Source organism: Neobacillus niacini (assembly GCF_000759675.1).
In the GTDB taxonomy this organism is placed as follows: domain Bacteria; phylum Bacillota; class Bacilli; order Bacillales; family Cytobacillaceae; genus Neobacillus; species Neobacillus niacini_A.
Genome location: NZ_BAWM01000086.1, coordinates 233,413 through 252,054, shown reverse-complemented (window position 1 = coordinate 252,054; position 18,642 = coordinate 233,413). Strand labels below are relative to the sequence as shown.

The window sequence follows — 18,642 nt, the reverse complement described above, 5'->3', positions numbered from 1 at the left end:
TATTTTATTCATTCAGAATGAAAACGTGAAATGATATAATAGGCCAAAAGTAGGAAAGTAAAGGAGTTTTTGTGGTGAAAGATTGGTTACGTTCAATTCCGGCTGTACATGAACTGCAAAATCATGAACAGTTCGAAGCCCTCCTTAGGGAGAATCATCTCGATGTTACCCAATTAACAAATCAGTTAAAGGAAGCTGTCGACCAAATAAGGTCATTAATATTAAACGGAGACTGGTATGGCGCAACCCCGGGCACAAATCAGTTTATAGATGATGTTTTTCACCTTTTAAGTGGAAACATTAAGAAACAACTTTCGTATACCATTGAAAAAGTAATCAATGCAACAGGAACCATCCTTCATACTAATCTTGGTAGAGCGAGACTAAGTGACAATGCCATCCATCATGTCGTAGAAACAGCACAAAATTACTCAAACCTTGAATATAAGTTAAATGAAGGGGAGAGAGGTTCAAGGCATAGCCATGTAGAAGCTCTACTTAAAAAAATTACCGGGGCAGAAGCTGCGATGGTCGTCAATAATAATGCTGCCGCGGTTTATCTTGTTTTAAGAGCGCTTGCAGAAAATAAAGAAGTTATTGTTTCGAGAGGTCAGTTAGTAGAAATTGGCGGCTCCTTCCGTATCTCTTCCATCATGGAAGAAAGCGGAGCAAAATTAGTGGAAGTCGGAACAACAAATAAAACTCATTTATATGATTATGAAAATGCCCTTCATTCTGAAACGGCTATTGTCATGAAAGTACATACAAGTAATTTCAAGGTGATTGGATTTACTAAATCAGTCGAGACAGAAGATCTTATTGCGCTAACTCAAAGTTCGGAAGATGTAATTTATTATGAAGACCTTGGCAGTGGTGCTCTTTTTGACTTTAGAAAGCACGGAATTGGAGATGAACCAGTTGTAAGAGAGGTCATCGAATTGGGTGCGGATATTGTTACCTTTAGTGGTGATAAGCTGCTAGGTGGACCTCAAGCAGGAATTATTGCTGGGAAAAAGAAGATCATTGATCATTTAAAAAAGCACCAATTAGCACGCGTGGTTCGGGTTGACAAAATGACACTGGCTGCGCTAGAAGGTACGTTAATTGATTATGCACGCGGAGAAAAGGGAGTACATAACATTCCCACCATCCGTGATTTATTAGTTTCTATTGATAAATTAGACGAAAGAACGAAGAGGTTTGTTACAAACTTGTTACAGGGTACAGATAATTTTCAGGCGAAAATTTCCCCTGGTACAAGTCAAGTAGGCGGGGGAACGATGCCGGATGTTCAGCTGCCAACCTTGGTCATTTCACTTAAACATCACACTCTTACAGCAGAACAGGTCGGAAGAAAATTAAGAACAGAATGTAAACCAGCAATTGTGGGACGGATTCAAAAGGATGAATTTATCATTGATTTAAGAACCGTTACCGAGGAAGAAGAATATCTTTTATTTCAAGCCTTACTCCAATTATAAAAGCAACCCCCTCATCGGTCTAGAGGGGGTTAGAACTATTTTTAGTGTCCTAGAAACTAGGAGTAAATCGTTTTGTCTACTTAGGAGAATTGTCTAGCTCTAGGTGCCATCGGCTCAGTGGAAAAAGAAAAATCGCTTTTTCCTCGGTCATAAGCCATCCCCTGAAGAAGGCAAAAACCGCCTTCTTACAGGGTTTGTCTTATGCCTTCGTCCCAGAACAGTCGCCTCCACATTTCCTACAATCCGTCCAGAAAGTTTAAGAACAACCTTCTAGCTGGCCCGTATTATGCCTGTCGCCGCTAGGCAGGCACCTTGCGCTTTTCTACATATCATGATGTGTATTATGTTTTGCACGAGAATGGTTTCGATTTTTTACTTTATGAGAACCACTTAATGGCTCAGGCTGACCAGAAATTTTTGGTTGATTTCTTCTCATATCCTTGCCGTCGTTTTTGTTCACCATTTTCATCCCTCCTATAGTGTTAGGATGCAATGCTGCTGACTTTTTATGCTGAATATTTTCAGTTCAAGGTGTGCAATTTAACGTTATAAAAGATTGAGGGGAGTGATATCGTGACTCAAAAATTTCCGTACAATAAGGATAAGCAGCAAGCTTTTCAAGCTGCTCAGCAAGGATATGAGGAAGCCCAAGGACTTGCTGCGACAATCATTAGTGACAACGCTAGTTACGGGCATCAATTGAAGCATTTAAAAGAAGAAGTAAATGAAGCATACCAGCAAATTGAAAATGCTTTGGAAGTTGCAACCGAACACCAAAGAGCACAACTTGAACGTTTTCAGCAGGATCTGCAGAGCATCGTTGCAGAAGTTAATCTCCCAGATTAAATCCAAGGTTAAAAAGCAGGGGAATTCTCCTGCTTTTTCTTTCGAAAACGAAAGGTTCGTACCGTTTATTGGTTCTTCTTCCGTTTTTTATTGTTCATTTTTTCCTTTATTGTTAACGGTTCGTTTGCCATTTCCTCGTTAAATCCTGCTCCTTGACCCTGACCTTTAGCAGCATTTGCGCCTGGAATAACATGATTTGACTTTCTTCTTTGCACATCATTCACCTCCTAGGAGAATTCTGTAGAATTCCCTCTGATAATGATAATATTTCCTTTTAAGGTAAAATAAATGACAAGAAAAAAGTTTTTTGAGATAATAAATATGTACATAATTCTAATCCTTATGATTATTCAGTCACACGTTCTTATAAGATTTTTCTAAATATTTTGAACATTATACGGAAATATCATAAGAAAAACTTATCAATCACAATAACTTTCTTGTTATTTACTTATGTAGAAGGTTGTATTAAGATTAGAATTGTGAGAAAAGTAGGGATGGATAGGAAAATTCAAACTTTTCGACTTTTCGTTAATTTTATTTAATGAAGACGAATGAGGGGGCTTTACAATGGTGAAAAATGACGTATTTAACGCACGTACTTCCTTTGAAGTAAACGGTAAACGCTATCACTACTACCGCTTAAGTGCACTTGAAGAGGCAGGTATTGGCAAGGTTTCTAAATTGCCATATTCCGTAAAAGTATTACTTGAATCTGTGCTTCGTCAATACGATGGCCGTGTCATCGGAAAAGAGCACGTTGAAAACTTAGCAAAATGGGGAACAGATGAACTTAAAGAAGTAGATGTTCCATTTAAACCGTCACGTGTTATCCTACAAGACTTCACTGGTGTTCCAGCAGTAGTTGACCTTGCTTCATTAAGAAAAGCAATGGCTGACCTTGGTGGAGATCCAGATAAAATTAATCCTGAGAAAACCGTTGATCTAGTAATCGACCACTCTGTACAGGTTGATGCTTACGGTTCAGCTGATTCTTTACGAGTTAACATGGATTTAGAATTTGAACGTAATGCTGAGCGTTACCAGTTCCTAAGCTGGGCTCAAAAATCATTCAATAATTATCGTGCAGTTCCACCAGCAACTGGTATCGTACACCAAGTTAACCTTGAGTACTTAGCAGATGTTGTCCACGTAGCAGAAACTGCTGATGGTGAATTAGAAGCATATCCTGATACATTAGTTGGAACTGACTCACATACAACCATGATTAATGGCCTTGGTGTTCTTGGATGGGGTGTAGGCGGTATCGAAGCAGAAGCAGGAATGCTTGGACAGCCTTCATACTTCCCAGTACCTGAAGTAGTCGGAGTTAAGTTAACTGGAGTGCTTCCAAACGGTGCTACTGCAACTGACTTAGCTTTAAAAGTAACTCAAGTTCTTCGCAGCCAAGGTGTAGTTGGCAAATTTGTTGAATTCTTCGGACCTGGAGTATCTGTCCTTCCATTAGCAGACCGTGCAACAATTGCGAACATGGCTCCTGAATATGGTGCAACATGTGGATTCTTCCCAATTGATGATGAGTCCCTTGCATATATGCGTTTAACTGGTCGTGAAGAAGAACACATCAATGTAGTAGAACAATACTGTAAAGAAAACGGATTATTCTTTGATCCATCTTTCGAGCCAGTTTATACAAATGTGGTTGAAATTGATCTTTCCGTTATCGAAGCAAATCTTTCAGGTCCTAAGCGTCCACAAGATTTGATTCCACTTTCAAAAATGAAAGAAGAGTTTGTAAAGGCAGTTTCTGCACCACAAGGAAACCAAGGCTTCGGCTTACAAGCGGATGAGCTTGAAAAGTCAGCTAAGGTTAATTTCCAAAATGGTGATGAAACAACCATTAAAACTGGTGCAGTTGCTATTGCTTCTATCACTAGCTGTACGAACACTTCTAACCCATATGTATTAGTGGGTGCAGGTCTTGTTGCGAAAAAGGCAGTTGAATTAGGAATGGAAGTTCCTAAATTCGTTAAAACTTCTTTGGCACCAGGTTCTAAAGTTGTTACTGGTTACCTTCGTGATTCCGGATTACTCCCTTACTTAGAGGAAATTGGCTTCAACCTTGTTGGTTATGGCTGTACGACATGTATTGGTAACTCTGGTCCATTAAAAGAAGAAATTGAAAAAACAATCGCTGAAAACGATCTATTAGTTACTTCTGTACTTTCAGGTAACCGTAACTTTGAAGGACGTATTCATCCGCTTGTAAAAGCAAACTACCTTGCTTCTCCACCACTAGTAGTGGCATATGCACTTGCGGGTACAGTGAACATCGATTTTGCTAATGAACCAATTGGTAAAGACAAAGATGGTAATGATGTATTCTTTAATGATATCTGGCCATCAACGGCTGAGGTAAATGATGTTGTTAAACGCACTGTAACACCTGAACTATTCCGCAGAGAATATGCGAATGTGTTCGGCGATAACGAGCGTTGGAACGAAATCAAAACAAGTAATGAGCCATTATATACTTGGGATGAGGATTCCACTTACATTGCAAACCCACCATTCTTTGAAGGATTATCACCTGAACCAGGTACAGTTGAACCTTTAACAGGATTACGTGTTGTAGGTAAGTTCGGAGATTCCGTAACAACTGACCATATCTCTCCTGCAGGAGCAATTGGTAAAAATACTCCAGCTGGAAAATATTTATTAGAAAAAGGTGTTCAACCTCGTGACTTTAACTCTTACGGTTCACGCCGAGGTAACCACGAAGTTATGATGCGTGGAACATTTGCAAACATTCGTATTCGTAACCAAATCGCACCAGGTACAGAAGGTGGAGTAACAACTTACTGGCCAACAGGTGAAGTTACATCAATTTATGATGCATGCATGAAATACAAAGAAAACGGCACTGGACTTATTGTTCTTGCTGGAAAAGATTACGGAATGGGCTCTTCACGTGACTGGGCTGCAAAAGGTACCAACCTTTTAGGTATTAAAACAGTTCTTGCTGAAAGCTTCGAGCGTATTCACCGCTCAAACCTTGTATTAATGGGCGTTCTTCCACTTCAATTTAAAGATGGCGAAAGCGCTGAAACACTTGGTTTAACTGGTAAAGAAACAATCGATGTGCAAGTTGGTGAAGACGTAAGACCACGTGATTTACTAAAAGTTACTGCTACTGACGAAAATGGCAACAAGAAAGAATTTGAAGTACTTGTTCGCTTCGATTCTGAAGTTGAAATTGATTACTACCGTCATGGTGGTATCCTTCCAATGGTACTTCGCGAAAAATTACAAGCATAACATTCAAACCACCATGCAGTTTTTGCATGGTGGTTTTTTAGAAAGGATTAACTATGTCGTTAGATCAAATCTATGGAATTAATATGAAGGAACTAATTCCAATCAGTGAAGGGTTTCATAACACAGTACTCAGTTATCAAAACCTAATTTTTAGACTTTCATCACGTAACAGACGACGACTTACTGAAATTGAAAGTGAATTAGCCTTTTTACAGGCTCTTGGAGCAAAAGGAATACCTGTTTCCTTACCAATAAAATCTCCAAATGGCAGGTTCATCGAAAACAATGATCAAAATTATATTGTTTGTTTTGAAAAAGCGAAAGGGAAGCCTGTGGATGTAACCGAACGCGAGGAATGGAACAAAGATTTATTTTTTCAATGGGGAAGAGTTACAGGAAAAATGCACCAAGTTTCAAAAGATATTAAGGTAACCCGGCCGGCTTGGAGTCTAGACAACCCTGACATATTAAAACTTCTCCCAAAAATCAAATCTGGAATAATTGCAAATAGGTATAAGCAGCTATTAAATCAACTTATGAGTTTTGAAGTGAATTCCGACCGATATGGACTCATACATAATGATTTTCACCAGGGGAATTTCTTTGTAAACGAAGGAGAAATTACTGTATTTGATTTCGATGATTCCGCTTATCATTGGTTTGCTTATGATTTAGCAACTTCCTTTTATCATGCCTATTGGCAAGCGTCATCCTTTACACCAGAAAACACAGAGTTCAGCAGTGTATTCTGGGAGAATTACTTAAGAGGATATAAGCAGGAACACACAATCAGCAAAGAACTCATTCAACAAATTCCTATCTTTTTAAAAATTAGAGAGATCTTTTTATATACTTTATTTTTGGAGAAATGGGATATGGATAATATAGAGGATTGGCAGGAGTATACTCTTACAAATTTAAAAAATAAAATAGAGACAGGTAATCCCTATTCAAATGTTAATTTTTCGGAAATGATTGACAATCTAGGTTTGGGTAAAATAAAATAAAACTAACAAACGAAAAGGAATGGTAAAGAGGAATGAAGTTATAATCTTATTTTTTCAGCACATTTATTCGAATAGCGAAAAATGGTGAACCTGAAGAATAGGATTAGTCTATCCTTTTTTAAGTCTTGAACGTTTATAATACAATCAAAACATAGCTCGTAAGCCTTTTTAGGTTTATTAAACATGTGCTATTTATGATTGCGTAAACTACATGACTCAAACACTCTCTTCAGGTTCAAAACGAAGGGAGTTTTTTTATGAACAGAAATATAATAAAAGTAACCGGATTGGAAATGAACTTTAATCTTAGGAAAATCTTAGACAATATTTCTTTTGATATAAAAGATGGCGAAAGAATTGGTCTCGTTGGCTATAATGGAACCGGCAAAACGACATTAGCCAATATTCTAACTGGGAAACTTACTCCTGATAAAGGCTTCATTGAAAAATCGCCGGATTTAAAGATCGGTTACCTTACACAGTCAATTGATTACCAGGGTAGTGAATTTCAAGAATACCTATCATCTGAGGGAGAAATCTTACAGCACTCAAAAGAATTAGGTCTGAAAAAGGTTTATGAATGGGAAGAGAATCGGCTTAGCCATCTAAGTGGAGGTGAAAAGCTAAAACTTGCATTGTCAAATGTGTGGTCGTCAAAGCCTGGATTTTTAATTCTTGATGAGCCAACCAATCACCTTGATTTTAAAGGGATTGAATGGTTAATTGAAGAATTAGAGAAATTTAAGGGACCAGTATTGATTATTTCACACGATCGTCATTTTTTAGATAAGATGGTAAAACGGATTCTTGAGATTGAGAATACCAAGATTAACTTCTACAATGGTAACTACAGTGATTATCAGAAGGAAAAGCGGCATCGATTGGAAACACACATGCACCATTATGAAGTACAACAGCGTAAAAAAGAAGAAATAGAAATGCAAATGGACCAATTAACGGCATGGTCCGAGAAGGCTCACCAGACTTCAACTATGCAAGGCAGAGATTTTGGCAATAAGGAATACCACCGGGTTAAGGCAAAGAATCGTGACAAGCAAGTAAAGTCGAAAATGAAGCGATTGCAGAGCGAGCTTGAAAAAAACAAAATCGACAAACCTCTAGAGGAGGCAAAAGTCAGATTTCAGTTCGATACGAAAGGAAATAGAGGGAAAAGGATTATTGAGGCGAAGAGCTTAACGAAGACGTTTGATGAGCGATCCCTTTTCCGCGATTCTCACTTTTATATTAATAATGGAGAGCGTATTGGTTTATTAGGAGAAAATGGCTGTGGTAAAACGACCTTAGTAAAAATGATCCTTGGTGAAACATCGGTTTCTAGCGGAGAGCTTTGGAAAAGTGAATCCTTAAAGGTTGCGTACCTAAGTCAGGATGTTGACAACTTACCGGCTGATAAAACTCCTTTAGAGGCATTAGGTTTTACTGACCGAGAAAACATTCTCCGGGCAAGAACCTTATTTGCCAATCTCGGATTAAAGGAACAGTTTATTACGAAGCCAATTGGGACACTAAGCCTTGGAGAAAGAACTCGTGTTAAACTGGTTGACATGCTAATGAAACAATATGATGTTCTTATCTTAGATGAACCAACCAATCATCTAGACTTACCAAGCAGGGAGCAGCTTGAAAAAACGCTAAATGATTTCGCTGGAACGATTATTACAGTTTCGCACGATTATTATTTCTTAAATAAACTTTGCGATAAGCTCCTTTTATTTGATAATCAGAAGATTAAGCGATTGGAAATGAAGCCAGAAGAGTACTTTACTAAAAATAGTGCTGAACCTACTGATAAAAAAGAAACCTTAATGATCATCGAAAATAGAATCGCTTCAATCTTAGGTGAACTATCACTAATTGACAGTAAAAGCCCTAAATATATCGAATTAGATACCGAATTTAACGAACTCTTAAAGCAAAAAAGAAAATTAATCTAAAGTAGTCATTAGAATAGCCCCTCGAGAAAGGGGCTATTTTTAATATCTCTGTTATAAAACACATATATCAGTGTTAAACGAATTATATCCACGATAATTCAATTATATCAGCGAACCATCATTTACTCGTGAGTTCGAGACCATAGTTCTAGCAATTCTTTTTCACGATCAGCAAGCATTCCAGACTTCCATTTGTCCTCCGCAAGATTACGCTGCTTTTCCCAGTCATAAATTTCCGCTAAACTCTCCTCAAGAGGTCGAAAGGTAAGTCCGCTCGCAATGGCCTTTTTAATATTAACAGTAAAGGTACCTTTCCATGGTTCCTTAAGCTTAGGTTCGAGAGGAAACTCTTCAGGTACCCAAAGAGGCATTTCCGTCCACGGGGCAACATTGTTCTCAAGGAGAAATTTCTCAGAAGTCCACACGATTTCTGCTTCAGAGCCTGTCACCTTCATACATGCATCAAGGAATTCTTTCATCGTAAGTGGGTAATCAAGCCCGGTTGCATTAAAGATTCCTGTTGATTGGTTATCTATCATTTTTAAGATCCAATTGGATAAGTCTTTATTATCAATCATCTGTACCGGTCTGTTAGGATTACCTGGTGCTAAAACCTTACCGCCTTTGGCAATTCTATGTAGCCAATAGGGAATACGGTCGGTATAATCGTTAGGTCCGATTAATTGACCGGCACGTATATTCACCACACGTCCAGGCATATTTTTCTCAGCCATCACTTCACATAAAGCTTTGAATTGTCCGTAATGCTCATAAACATTCCCATTATTAAGTTCATTTGCTTCCGCTAATGACATTTCGTGAACAGGATAATTTTCATCGAAATTTTCCTGAACCCAATCTTTATAAACAGAAATGCTTGAAATAAATGTGTAATGGTTTACCCGATCTTTTAATAGTTCGGTCGACTTTAAAACTGAAGAAGGAATGAATCCACTTGTGTCCAATACAGCATCCCAATAGCGGTTTTTTAGTTCCTTTAAGTCACCAAAACGATCACCAGTAATAATTTCAACATCTTTAAACCCTTCATTTTGATTTCCGCGATTAAAAATGGTCACTTCATGGTTTTGCTTCTGAGCAGCCTCGACAAATGTTCTTCCTAAAAAGCGACTTCCCCCTAAAACGAGTATCTTCATAACCCAACTCCTCTCCATCTTTCTTCATCTTAACAAATTTATACTAAGCATAAATCTCTAATATGATTAAAGAGAAGGGTATACTAAAATAAACTATGGTTTTCATAACGGAAAGCAGGGTTTAGATGATTATCGAGATTAAATATAAAAAACTAATATGCGATATGTGACAATCAGTGTGCTTAACGCCTTAAATAAGTAACTTTATTTGCTTTTCTAGAATACTTTGACTAAACTGTTTTTAAATTGTCACATATTTGGCATATACAACCTTTATTTCAACTGACTTTATAGTGTAAAATCGATGTAGCATATTATGAATCAAGGGGGTTCGGGATATGGTGAAAAAAGTCATCGCTGCTGTTGTGTTAATAGCCTTACTTGGGGTCGCGATTGTGCAGGCTATGGATAAAAAGGCTGAACCCGATAACGAAAGTCAAGAAGCTGCTAATATGGGTGGATTAAAAGTAGGGGCAAAGGCACCTGATTTTGAACTTAAAACATTAGCAGGCGATACTGTAAAGCTTTCCAATTTAAAAGGGAAAAAAGTTATGCTCAATTTCTGGGCGACTTGGTGTCCACCATGTAAAGCAGAAATGCCTGCCATGGAGGAATTTCATAAAGAAGCTGGGGATAATGTTGTCATTTTAGCCGTAAACATTGACCCGCATTTAGATGTTAAAGCCTTTGTAGATGAAAATGGGATTACGTTTCCGATTCCATTAGACGCGGACGATAAAGTAAACGAAATGTATCAAGTCCTATCCATTCCAACAACGTATTTTATCGATACGAAGGGGAATATTGGATACAAATATATAGGTGCAATGAATCACGATACAATGAAACAATATACACATGATCTAAATTAGACATTGGATGAGTAATCCAATGTCTTTTTTGTACTTAACAAGTTAGCGCTTTAAAGCTTTATTGCATACTTTTCTTTATAATTTTCAAAAAGTTGTAATAATTGAAACCATTTCAGGGCATAATAACTGTTAGAATAGGAAATAAGGAAGGTGATATTCATGAGAAAGCCTAGAAAACGTTCCTTTGCAGAACTTGTATCAGAAAATAAAAGTCAACTTTTGAAAGATAGAGCTGCTATGGAAAAGATTGAAATGCGCTTAGAAGAAAAGCGACTTGGTAAAGCGGAGTAACTCACATAAATTACCAAACATGCTCCTCCTTTAAATGGACAAAATGTTAAGGAGGAGGGATAATACATGAGTAATCCGAAAAGAGATAGTAAACACTTTGCCCCTAATCATATTGGAACTAAAGACAGGGGCTTTGGCGGAAACAAAGGCAAGACCCATCAGGATACATCCGGTAAGCATGCACAAGTCATTCAGACTAAAGGTGAATAATAAAATGGTAAAGACTCGTCAGGCAATTGCCAGCGGGTCTTTTTTGTTATTACTTCTTTTCAAAATTTTTCTGTGATATTTTTTTCACTTCGATACAAACTATATTTGTAACTGACAACACCAAGGAGGAAAACTGATGACTAATAACAATAAGCCAAAACCAGATGATCGTAGTGATAATGCAGAAAAGCTCCAAGCAATGATTCATGATACACTTGAAAACATTGAAGCTGCTGAAGATTCGCTGGAATTTACAGATAGCGAAACACAACGTCAGCAAATTGAAGCTAAAAACCAAAGACGTCGTGAAAGTATTGAATCATACCGTTCAGAAATTAAGGATGAAACCTAAAACATTAATACCAGGACCTGTTCAAAGCTGACAGGTCCTTTTTTCGTTTTTATCCATTGAATTTAGTCTTTAGCGGACTGGTTGTGGTAATATTAAAAGGAAAATTTGAAGAAGAAGTGATCCTATTGATACAACAACAAACAAATCAGTCTATACACGATAACAAGCAATTAATTCAGTGGGAAACAGAACTGAATGAAAAAGGCTTTATTGCCAACGAAAATGAATTATTAACTGCCATACGCAATCAAACAAACCCTGAAATTGTATCGAGGATGTTAACGGTAGTTGCACTGTCGCGTCTAGAGCGTAAGAAACAAGATTCATTAGCTTCAGCGTGGCTTCACAAAGCATTAGAATTACATCCAGAGAACGAGAAGGCAAAGTACTATTTTATTCAATACGATTGGAAAAAGAAAAAAGATATTTTAGATGTTCTAACGTTTCCCGCCATTCGGGAAACAGATAATCGAACTGCAAAGAAAAAAGTCGCAGAACAATACATACAAATTTGTCAAAATTTCTTAGCTGTAGCAGATGATCAGGTTGAAGATCTTACTGAAAAAATGAATCTTGCTGAAGCTCTGGGAAACAAACCGCTTTTTGAACAATATAAAAACCTTGCTGATTTACTGTTAGACTCCATTGAGGTTAGTGGTAACCTACTTAAGGCTGCTGAAGAGTATGAGGATTCGATTAAGGGTGTTTTCCATACGGCGACCTATATTGATGACTTAAAATTACATTTGTCCAGCCTAGAAGATATAAAAAAGAACTGGCAAAGTCTATTTGCAGTCGAAGAAGACGTTGAACAGGCTTCAGAAAACGCCTTGGACCAATTAAATGAAATGATTGGGATGGATTTCGTCAAAAAGCGAGTCAATGATTTTTATCAATTTTTAAAATACCAGAAAGACCGTAAAAAACTTGGATTCCAAATAAAAGATGAATTAAGTCTTAATATGGTTCTGACTGGGAATCCAGGAACAGGGAAAACAACACTTGCCCGTTTATTAGCAAAAATTTATCACGAACTTGATGTGCTGCCTCGCCCAGAAGTGATTGAGACTGACAGATCACAGCTCGTAGGGGCGTATGTGGGCCAAACTGAGGAAAACGTGCGAGCAGTTGTCGAGAAAGCGATTGGCGGGGTTCTATTCATTGATGAAGCCTATAGTTTGAAACGAGAAGGACAAACAGGAAATGATTATGGGCAAACAGCCGTTGATACCCTTGTTTCGCTAATGACAGGAAAGGAGTACGGTGGGAAATTCGCTGTTATTCTAGCAGGATATCCTGATGAAATGCGTATCTTTTTAGATTCAAACCCAGGATTAAGGAGCCGATTCCCTCAATCAAATTTCATCCAGTTATCTAATTATTCAAATGAAGAATTGATTTTAATTGCCGAAAAAATTGCCGCTGAGAATGATTATATACTTACAGACGAAGCAAAATTAGAAATTAACCATCGCCTTGAAAAGGAAAGAGTGGATGATACATTCGGTAATGCAAGATCGGTCCGCAATATTGTGTTAGATGCTATTTTTAAAAAAGGGTCTGACCATCCGAAATCAAATGAGAATATTCTCACCTATACCCTATTAGATAAAGACGATTTTGGAATTGAACAGAATGAGAATCCTGAATCACCTTTTGAAAAATTAGAGCATTTAATTGGCTTGACCGAACTAAAGGGTGAATTAGAGACGCTTGTTTCTTTTGTTAAAATGCAGCAGTTTAGAAAAGAAAAAAGGTTACCAACGGTACCGATTCAGCTGCATTCCATTTTCACAGGTAATCCTGGTACTGGAAAAACAACAGTAGCCAAAATATATGCGGAACTCCTTAAAGAATGCGGAATGTTAAAAAGAGGACATTTAATCGTAGCCAGCAGAGCCGATTTCGTAGCCGGATATGTTGGTCAAACAGCAGGAAAAACAAAGAAAAAGATCCGGGAAGCTCTTGGAGGAGTATTATTTATTGATGAAGCCTATTCACTCTTAAGCCAAACAGCAGGTGATTTTGGTAAAGAAGTAGTAGATACCCTTGTTGATGAAATGACCAAGCATAATGAAAATCTAGTTGTCGTACTTGCGGGTTACCCAAATGAAATGGACCAGCTTTTAGAGAGTAATCCTGGATTACGCTCGAGATTTAAGAAATTCTTTCTGTTCCCTGATTATTCACCGGAGGAGCTGCTTGCAATTATCGAGACTTATGTAGAAAGCTTCCAATACCAAATAAGCGAAGGAGCAAGAGCTCTTTTGAAACAAAGTATTACAAATCATACCTTCAAAGGGAACGGAAGATTTGCTACCAACTTGGCTGATGAAATGATTCAAGCACAAGCAATGAGACTCATGGGAGAAGCAGGAGAAGAGGATTTATTAGAAAAAGCTATTCATATTGAAAGTGAAGATGTGGAAAAAGCGCTTATAAAATTTCCTTTAAGTAGGGAAGGAGAATAGAGAAATGGACAATGTATTTATTTCAACAAGAGAAATTCAACTTTTATATGCGGATACTGACATGATGGGAGTCATCTATCATGCGAACTATTTAAAGTATTTTGAGCTCGGGAGAAGCGGATTGATTGAGGATCTTGGCTATAGTTATTTAGATATGGAGAATGCAGGGTATTTTGCGCCCGTATATGACATCCAAGCAACCTATAAAAAGCCGTTACGTTACGGCGATAGGGGTTTTGTTAAGACGTGGATTGAAAAAAATGATGGTCTTAAAACGGTCTATGGGTATTCCATCATAAATGGAGACGAGGAAATATGTGCAGAAGGAACATCGACTCATATTGTTGTCAAAAAGGACAACTTTAGACCGATCGCGTTTAAAAAGGCGTTCCCTGAATGGTTCCTGAAGTATGAAGAAATAAAGAAAAAGTAATGGAATGAGCTTTGGGGTGACTTTATGGCATTTGGAATCAAAAGACAGGAAGTAAGACAATGGAAACAAAAAATTGATGATGGTGAAATCGCATTTTTAACCCATTATTGGCTGGATGATCGTTTTCCAGGCTGTAAAACCGTTACCAAGGTGGGATGCCATGACCTTGAAAAATTGGCTGAATGGGGCAATAAACATGGGTTGAAAAAAGAATGGATTCATCACCGCCGTGACGGCTATTCACATTTTGATTTAATTGGAGAAAGACAAAAAGAAATTTTACATAAAGAAGGATTACATCATCATATTTGGTGAAAACGGGGGATAAAACCATGTTAAAGTTAGGAATCATCGGAATTGGGGATATTGCGAAAAAAGCTTATCTGCCTGTTGTAGGTAAGCTAGCTGATGTGGAGTTCCATTTATTCACAAGAAATACTGCCGTTTTAACGGAAATCAGTAATAAATATCGCTTTCCTCACACTCACACTAGTCTGACTTCTATCATAGAAAGCGGAATAAAAGGAGCATTTGTCCATTCTTCGACAGAATCACATGAGCAAATTATAAGAGAACTTTTAAATAATGGTATTCATGTTTATGTGGACAAGCCTATTACCTATCACTTGGAAACTACCAAGGAACTTGTGGAACTCGCCGAAAGTAAAGGGCTTATCTTGATGACTGGATTTAACAGACGGTTCGCTCCTTTTTATCAGGCCATGGCAGAAATTGATAGACCGAATATGGTTATTATGCAAAAGAACCGCTATGCGCTTCCAGGCGATATTCGATCATTTGTTTATGATGATTTTATTCATGTTTTAGATACGGTACGTTACCTGTTTAAAGGTGAAATTCAGGATGTTATCGTTAATGGAAGAGTTAGTAATGGAATGCTTTATCATGTGGTTGTTCAATTTATCTCTAGGGACATGACAGGTCTAGCTATTATGAATCGAGACAACGGGGCTGTTGAAGAAAAGTTAGAAGTAATGGGAACGAAGGAGAATAGGGTCGTTCAAGATTTAGATAAATTAACGATTTATCGTGATCAGAAAGAAACATCACTCTCATTTAACAATTGGGATTCTACCTTATTTAAAAGAGGATTTGAACAGATCGTCGAAGAGTTTATCAATGCGGTACGTTCTGATAGCTTTCCATCTGGTATTGCCAGCGATTCGTTACGGACACATGAAATATGTGAGCTTGTTGTCCAACAGCTTGAGAGCAAGTAATAGAAAAAGCACACACGAAAGTACCAACATTCATGTGTGCTTATTTTATTTTGATTATGCTTTTTTATAATCTAAAACAGGCTCATTATATTTTTCTTGATAATTAATGATAAGATCATGGTCATCGAAATACCATAAATCTTTTTCCTCAATATAAAAAGTTATTGCCTCTTCAGTTGTCTTTGCACCAATATCATTTGGTTCATCACTAGATATGCCAAGGGAAAAGCCACTTTGTACGGTACTACATCCGCCATACCGCACATAGAAACGGACAAAATCACCTGATTTTAGATTGAGTTCTTGTTTGTACCACGCTGCTGCTTCACTACTAATTTCGATTTTCATCTGTTTCTCCTTTCAAAATACCTATGGTGTTATTATATATTAAAGCTCCTGCATTTATCGATGATGTTGCTTGACTCTTTCATATAGGCAGTTGAATCCAGCCATTTAGGAAAAAGAAAATTAACACAACTGTATGAACAAAAATAGATGGAAGAATACTTTTTAATTTAGTTGTTAAGAAACCAAATAAGAACCCTAAAGAAAGATACAACAGAAAAACAACAGGTGAGAATCCAAATATAGTCGTATTCAACGCAAAGGCTATACTCGATACCAGAATTGCTGATGTTTCACTCGTGATCTTAATCATTTGTGTTAATAGTAAACCTCGCCATATCACTTCCTGCATGACGGCATGAATAAGTGAGAATGAGATAAGCAAGAGGAAAAGTTTTAAATCCAATTCAACATCATTGGTAATAAATAATAAAATGAAAACTGCAAATATTAGCAGCAAGATGATATAGAGAAACTTTCTTATCTCTAAAGGCTCTGGTTTTTTAAAAAAGTAGCTAATTTTATTATTGAATTGCTTGATAACATAACATATCGATAGGACTGGGATGATGAACAATAACTGACTAATAATCACCCTATTAAATGGCATTAATTGAAAACCTTCAATAAACTTATCTGTATACATGAGAATTAAATTTCCCCCAAAGAAGGAAATCATCACCCATGCAAATAAACGATTTTCTTCCTTCAGGAATGCGAGTACTAGTAATAAGCCAAGGATAAACCAAGAGAATAGACTATAATAACTTCTCGTAAAAAAATAGATTAAGACTATAAACAAGATTGATAAAAAGAAACCTTGATAATTCATTTGTTTCATTTTGAAACATCCTTCCAAACTACGGATAAAAAGGCCCCGTATTAACGGAGCCATTGGGTCATATGATCTTGAATTTCCTGGTATTTAGCTGAAGCATTTTGAAGCCCAAAGGAACCTGCATTTTCTAGTGGTACAACTTGATAATTTTGAGATTTCTGGCTTGAAACAAAGGTAGGATAAAATGCAGGATTTGACAATTCAATTTTCTTTTCTGTTTCGGTAATATGTTTGGTAATTTCAACTGTTGCCATGCCGCCGATATCTTTATAATCCTTTACCTGTCCAGAAATGAAATTACCCAATGAATAAATAACGAATGACTTTCTACCATCTTCTGTATTAATCCATTCCATTGGTTGAAGTACGTGTGGGTGTGAGCCAAAAATGATATCTACACCTTCATTAGCAAGGAAGTTTGCCAAATCCTTTTGTTCAGTTGTCGGAATGCGTTGGTATTCATTTCCCCAATGAATACTCATAATCACAACATCTGCTTCTTTTTTTGCTCGTTTAATTTCTTCGCTCATGATATCACGACTAATAAGGTTTACAAGGAAATCCTTGCCATCTGGAATTGGTATTCCATTTGTACCGTATGTATAGGATAGAAACGCTAACTTTATGCCATTTTTATTAATGATTCTAAGTTTCTGACGATCCTCTTCATTTAGAAAGCTGCCGACATGAGGTAGTCCGATACTATTTAAATAATCTGTTGCCGAAAGAATTCCTCTTTCACCTTTGTCTAACGTATGATTGTTTGCAAGAGAAACGATATCAACCCCTGTATTGACGAGAGCATCTGCGACTTCATGAGGACTATTAAACATGGGATAACTTGAAACACCAATGTCGACTCCACCTAACATACTTTCTTGATTGGCGGTTAGAACATCAGGCGTTTCCAGGATGCTTTTAACATTTTCAAAGATAGGATTGAAGTTGTATTGCGTTCCATTAAAGGCGTCCTGATAAACAGTATCATGAATCAGAATGTCGCCGATGGCACCAATGGTCAACTTTTCTGTCAATGTTCTGCCCATTACGGGTTGATTTCTAGGAGAATGCTCCCTTGTAGGATGTACTTTTGCTGCAGTAGCCTTATTATTGTGTTGTTGTATCAGAAGTACTGAAGCAAGAAGAATACACGTAGAAATGATGAATACAGACGTAATAATGGCTTTCTTTTTCATAGTTTCTCCTTCATGAACTGTTTTGAGGCAAAAAATTTTAAACCTTTCTACCAATACTATAATATATTTATATGCTATTTTTCGACTTTTTCCTGCAATTTTCAAAAAAATATAAGGATGTGGTGTGTTTTGTTTAAAATAACTGATTGTGCTAGCAGTATATTAGAAGATGTAATCGAGAGAGAAAGGCAGACCCCTAATGAGGAATTATTAGTCCGGTTGAGTATGGGTGTTGGCTGAGGTGGTCCAAAACTAAATCTGTCTCTGGAAGAGCGGAAAATTACTGGGGATCAACTATTTGTATTTGGAGGGGTCAAGATCCTTATTCATGAACATGACTATGTACACTTTGACCATACAAAGCTTGATTATAGCAGCAATGAACAGGGTAAATTTGCATTTAAATTAATAAAAATATAAAACCGGAGCTTCCTACAACAGGAACTCCGGTTTTTATGAAGGATTTACTCATCCATTTGTTCAAAAAAATCAATTAGTTCGTCAAAATTCTTGGTTACTTTGTATGGAAATTTTTCCGGCAGGTCATCGATTAAACATTGATAAAATTCAACCACAAATTCCTGATCAGCAGCAGCAGAAACTTCAGTTGAAAACATATAGGTTTGATTAAGGTCGGACATGATAATCCCTCCATGATTCCTTTACCT

General features: G+C 37.2%; 20 protein-coding genes. 13 read left to right on the top strand and 7 right to left on the bottom strand.

Translation table 11 applies throughout. From position 1 onward, the window contains the following. Positions 1-74 precede the first annotated feature (74 nt). A complete protein-coding gene (gene selA, locus TR08_RS21540) occupies positions 75-1,481 on the top strand; it encodes an L-seryl-tRNA(Sec) selenium transferase (RefSeq protein WP_045521765.1) in 1,407 nt (468 codons plus the stop codon). Between the two features lie 322 nt (positions 1,482-1,803). On the opposite strand, the gene TR08_RS31360 is transcribed toward selA, so the two are convergent. Continuing rightward, complete coding sequence (locus tag TR08_RS31360) at positions 1,804-1,944, bottom strand: small acid-soluble spore protein P (RefSeq protein ID WP_193747817.1); 141 nt, start codon at positions 1,942-1,944, stop codon at positions 1,804-1,806. Between the two features lie 110 nt (positions 1,945-2,054). Here TR08_RS31360 and TR08_RS21535 point away from each other — a divergent pair, with 110 nt between their 5' ends. Continuing rightward, positions 2,055-2,327: a hypothetical protein gene (locus TR08_RS21535; protein WP_045521764.1), complete on the top strand. Its 273-nt coding sequence runs from the start codon at positions 2,055-2,057 to the stop codon at positions 2,325-2,327. Positions 2,328-2,392: 65 nt separating this feature from the next. Here the strand turns inward: TR08_RS21535 and sspO are convergent, their stop codons facing one another. After that, positions 2,393-2,542 (bottom strand): small acid-soluble spore protein O, encoded by a 150-nt coding sequence (sspO, locus tag TR08_RS21530; protein ID WP_045521763.1) that lies wholly within the window; start codon positions 2,540-2,542, stop codon positions 2,393-2,395. A gap of 355 nt (positions 2,543-2,897) precedes the next feature. On the opposite strand from sspO, the gene acnA reads away from it, so the two are divergent. The 3 genes from acnA (at position 2,898) to abc-f (ending at position 8,568) form a co-directional block, all read left to right on the top strand. After that, on the top strand, positions 2,898-5,606 hold the full coding sequence (gene acnA / locus TR08_RS21525; RefSeq protein ID WP_045521762.1) for an aconitate hydratase AcnA: 2,709 nt from the start codon (positions 2,898-2,900) through the stop codon (positions 5,604-5,606). 53 nt (positions 5,607-5,659) lie between these two features. Further along, positions 5,660-6,613, top strand: a complete 954-nt coding sequence (locus TR08_RS21520; RefSeq protein ID WP_052427563.1) for a phosphotransferase enzyme family protein — start codon at positions 5,660-5,662, stop codon at positions 6,611-6,613. 257 nt (positions 6,614-6,870) lie between these two features. Further along, complete coding sequence (gene abc-f, locus TR08_RS21515) at positions 6,871-8,568, top strand: ribosomal protection-like ABC-F family protein (RefSeq protein ID WP_045521761.1); 1,698 nt, start codon at positions 6,871-6,873, stop codon at positions 8,566-8,568. 122 nt (positions 8,569-8,690) lie between these two features. On the opposite strand, the gene TR08_RS21510 is transcribed toward abc-f, so the two are convergent. Further along, positions 8,691-9,725: an SDR family oxidoreductase gene (locus TR08_RS21510; protein ID WP_045521760.1), complete on the bottom strand. Its 1,035-nt coding sequence runs from the start codon at positions 9,723-9,725 to the stop codon at positions 8,691-8,693. Positions 9,726-10,063: 338 nt separating this feature from the next. On the opposite strand from TR08_RS21510, the gene TR08_RS21505 reads away from it, so the two are divergent. From TR08_RS21505 to TR08_RS21470, 8 genes are all read left to right on the top strand, one after another. Continuing rightward, positions 10,064-10,597 carry a peroxiredoxin family protein gene (locus TR08_RS21505; protein WP_045521759.1) on the top strand — a complete coding sequence of 178 codons (534 nt, stop codon included), beginning with the start codon at positions 10,064-10,066 and terminating at the stop codon, positions 10,595-10,597. Between the two features lie 159 nt (positions 10,598-10,756). Then, a complete protein-coding gene (locus TR08_RS21500; RefSeq protein ID WP_034672833.1) occupies positions 10,757-10,888 on the top strand; it encodes an FbpB family small basic protein in 132 nt (43 codons plus the stop codon). A gap of 66 nt (positions 10,889-10,954) precedes the next feature. Next, a complete protein-coding gene (locus TR08_RS21495) occupies positions 10,955-11,098 on the top strand; it encodes an acid-soluble spore protein N (RefSeq protein WP_045521758.1) in 144 nt (47 codons plus the stop codon). 136 nt (positions 11,099-11,234) lie between these two features. Beyond that, positions 11,235-11,450, top strand: coding sequence for a small acid-soluble spore protein Tlp (gene tlp / locus TR08_RS21490; protein WP_045521757.1), 216 nt, complete (start codon positions 11,235-11,237; stop codon positions 11,448-11,450). 83 nt (positions 11,451-11,533) lie between these two features. Further along, positions 11,534-13,921 carry an AAA family ATPase gene (locus tag TR08_RS21485; protein WP_238579210.1) on the top strand — a complete coding sequence of 796 codons (2,388 nt, stop codon included), beginning with the start codon at positions 11,534-11,536 and terminating at the stop codon, positions 13,919-13,921. A 4-nt stretch (positions 13,922-13,925) separates the two neighbouring features. Beyond that, entirely contained in the window at positions 13,926-14,354 is a 429-nt protein-coding gene (locus tag TR08_RS21480) for an acyl-CoA thioesterase (protein WP_045521756.1), read from the top strand. A gap of 24 nt (positions 14,355-14,378) precedes the next feature. After that, the gene (locus tag TR08_RS21475; RefSeq protein ID WP_045521755.1) at positions 14,379-14,669 is read left to right on the top strand and encodes a hypothetical protein; all 291 of its coding nucleotides are present in this window, start codon (positions 14,379-14,381) and stop codon (positions 14,667-14,669) included. A gap of 17 nt (positions 14,670-14,686) precedes the next feature. Continuing rightward, complete coding sequence (locus TR08_RS21470; protein ID WP_045521754.1) at positions 14,687-15,595, top strand: Gfo/Idh/MocA family protein; 909 nt, start codon at positions 14,687-14,689, stop codon at positions 15,593-15,595. 54 nt (positions 15,596-15,649) lie between these two features. On the opposite strand, the gene TR08_RS21465 is transcribed toward TR08_RS21470, so the two are convergent. The 4 genes from TR08_RS21465 to TR08_RS32725 all read right to left on the bottom strand — a co-directional run bounded on the left by TR08_RS21465 (position 15,650) and on the right by TR08_RS32725 (position 18,615). Further along, positions 15,650-15,943: a HesB/YadR/YfhF family protein gene (locus tag TR08_RS21465; protein ID WP_045521753.1), complete on the bottom strand. Its 294-nt coding sequence runs from the start codon at positions 15,941-15,943 to the stop codon at positions 15,650-15,652. A 79-nt stretch (positions 15,944-16,022) separates the two neighbouring features. Beyond that, positions 16,023-16,781, bottom strand: a complete 759-nt coding sequence (locus tag TR08_RS21460; protein ID WP_045521752.1) for a CPBP family intramembrane glutamic endopeptidase — start codon at positions 16,779-16,781, stop codon at positions 16,023-16,025. A 41-nt stretch (positions 16,782-16,822) separates the two neighbouring features. Next, positions 16,823-17,974 carry a CapA family protein gene (locus TR08_RS21455; RefSeq protein ID WP_045521751.1) on the bottom strand — a complete coding sequence of 384 codons (1,152 nt, stop codon included), beginning with the start codon at positions 17,972-17,974 and terminating at the stop codon, positions 16,823-16,825. A gap of 464 nt (positions 17,975-18,438) precedes the next feature. Beyond that, the gene (locus TR08_RS32725; RefSeq protein ID WP_193747816.1) at positions 18,439-18,615 is read right to left on the bottom strand and encodes a hypothetical protein; all 177 of its coding nucleotides are present in this window, start codon (positions 18,613-18,615) and stop codon (positions 18,439-18,441) included. Between the last annotated feature and the right edge of the window lie 27 nt (positions 18,616-18,642).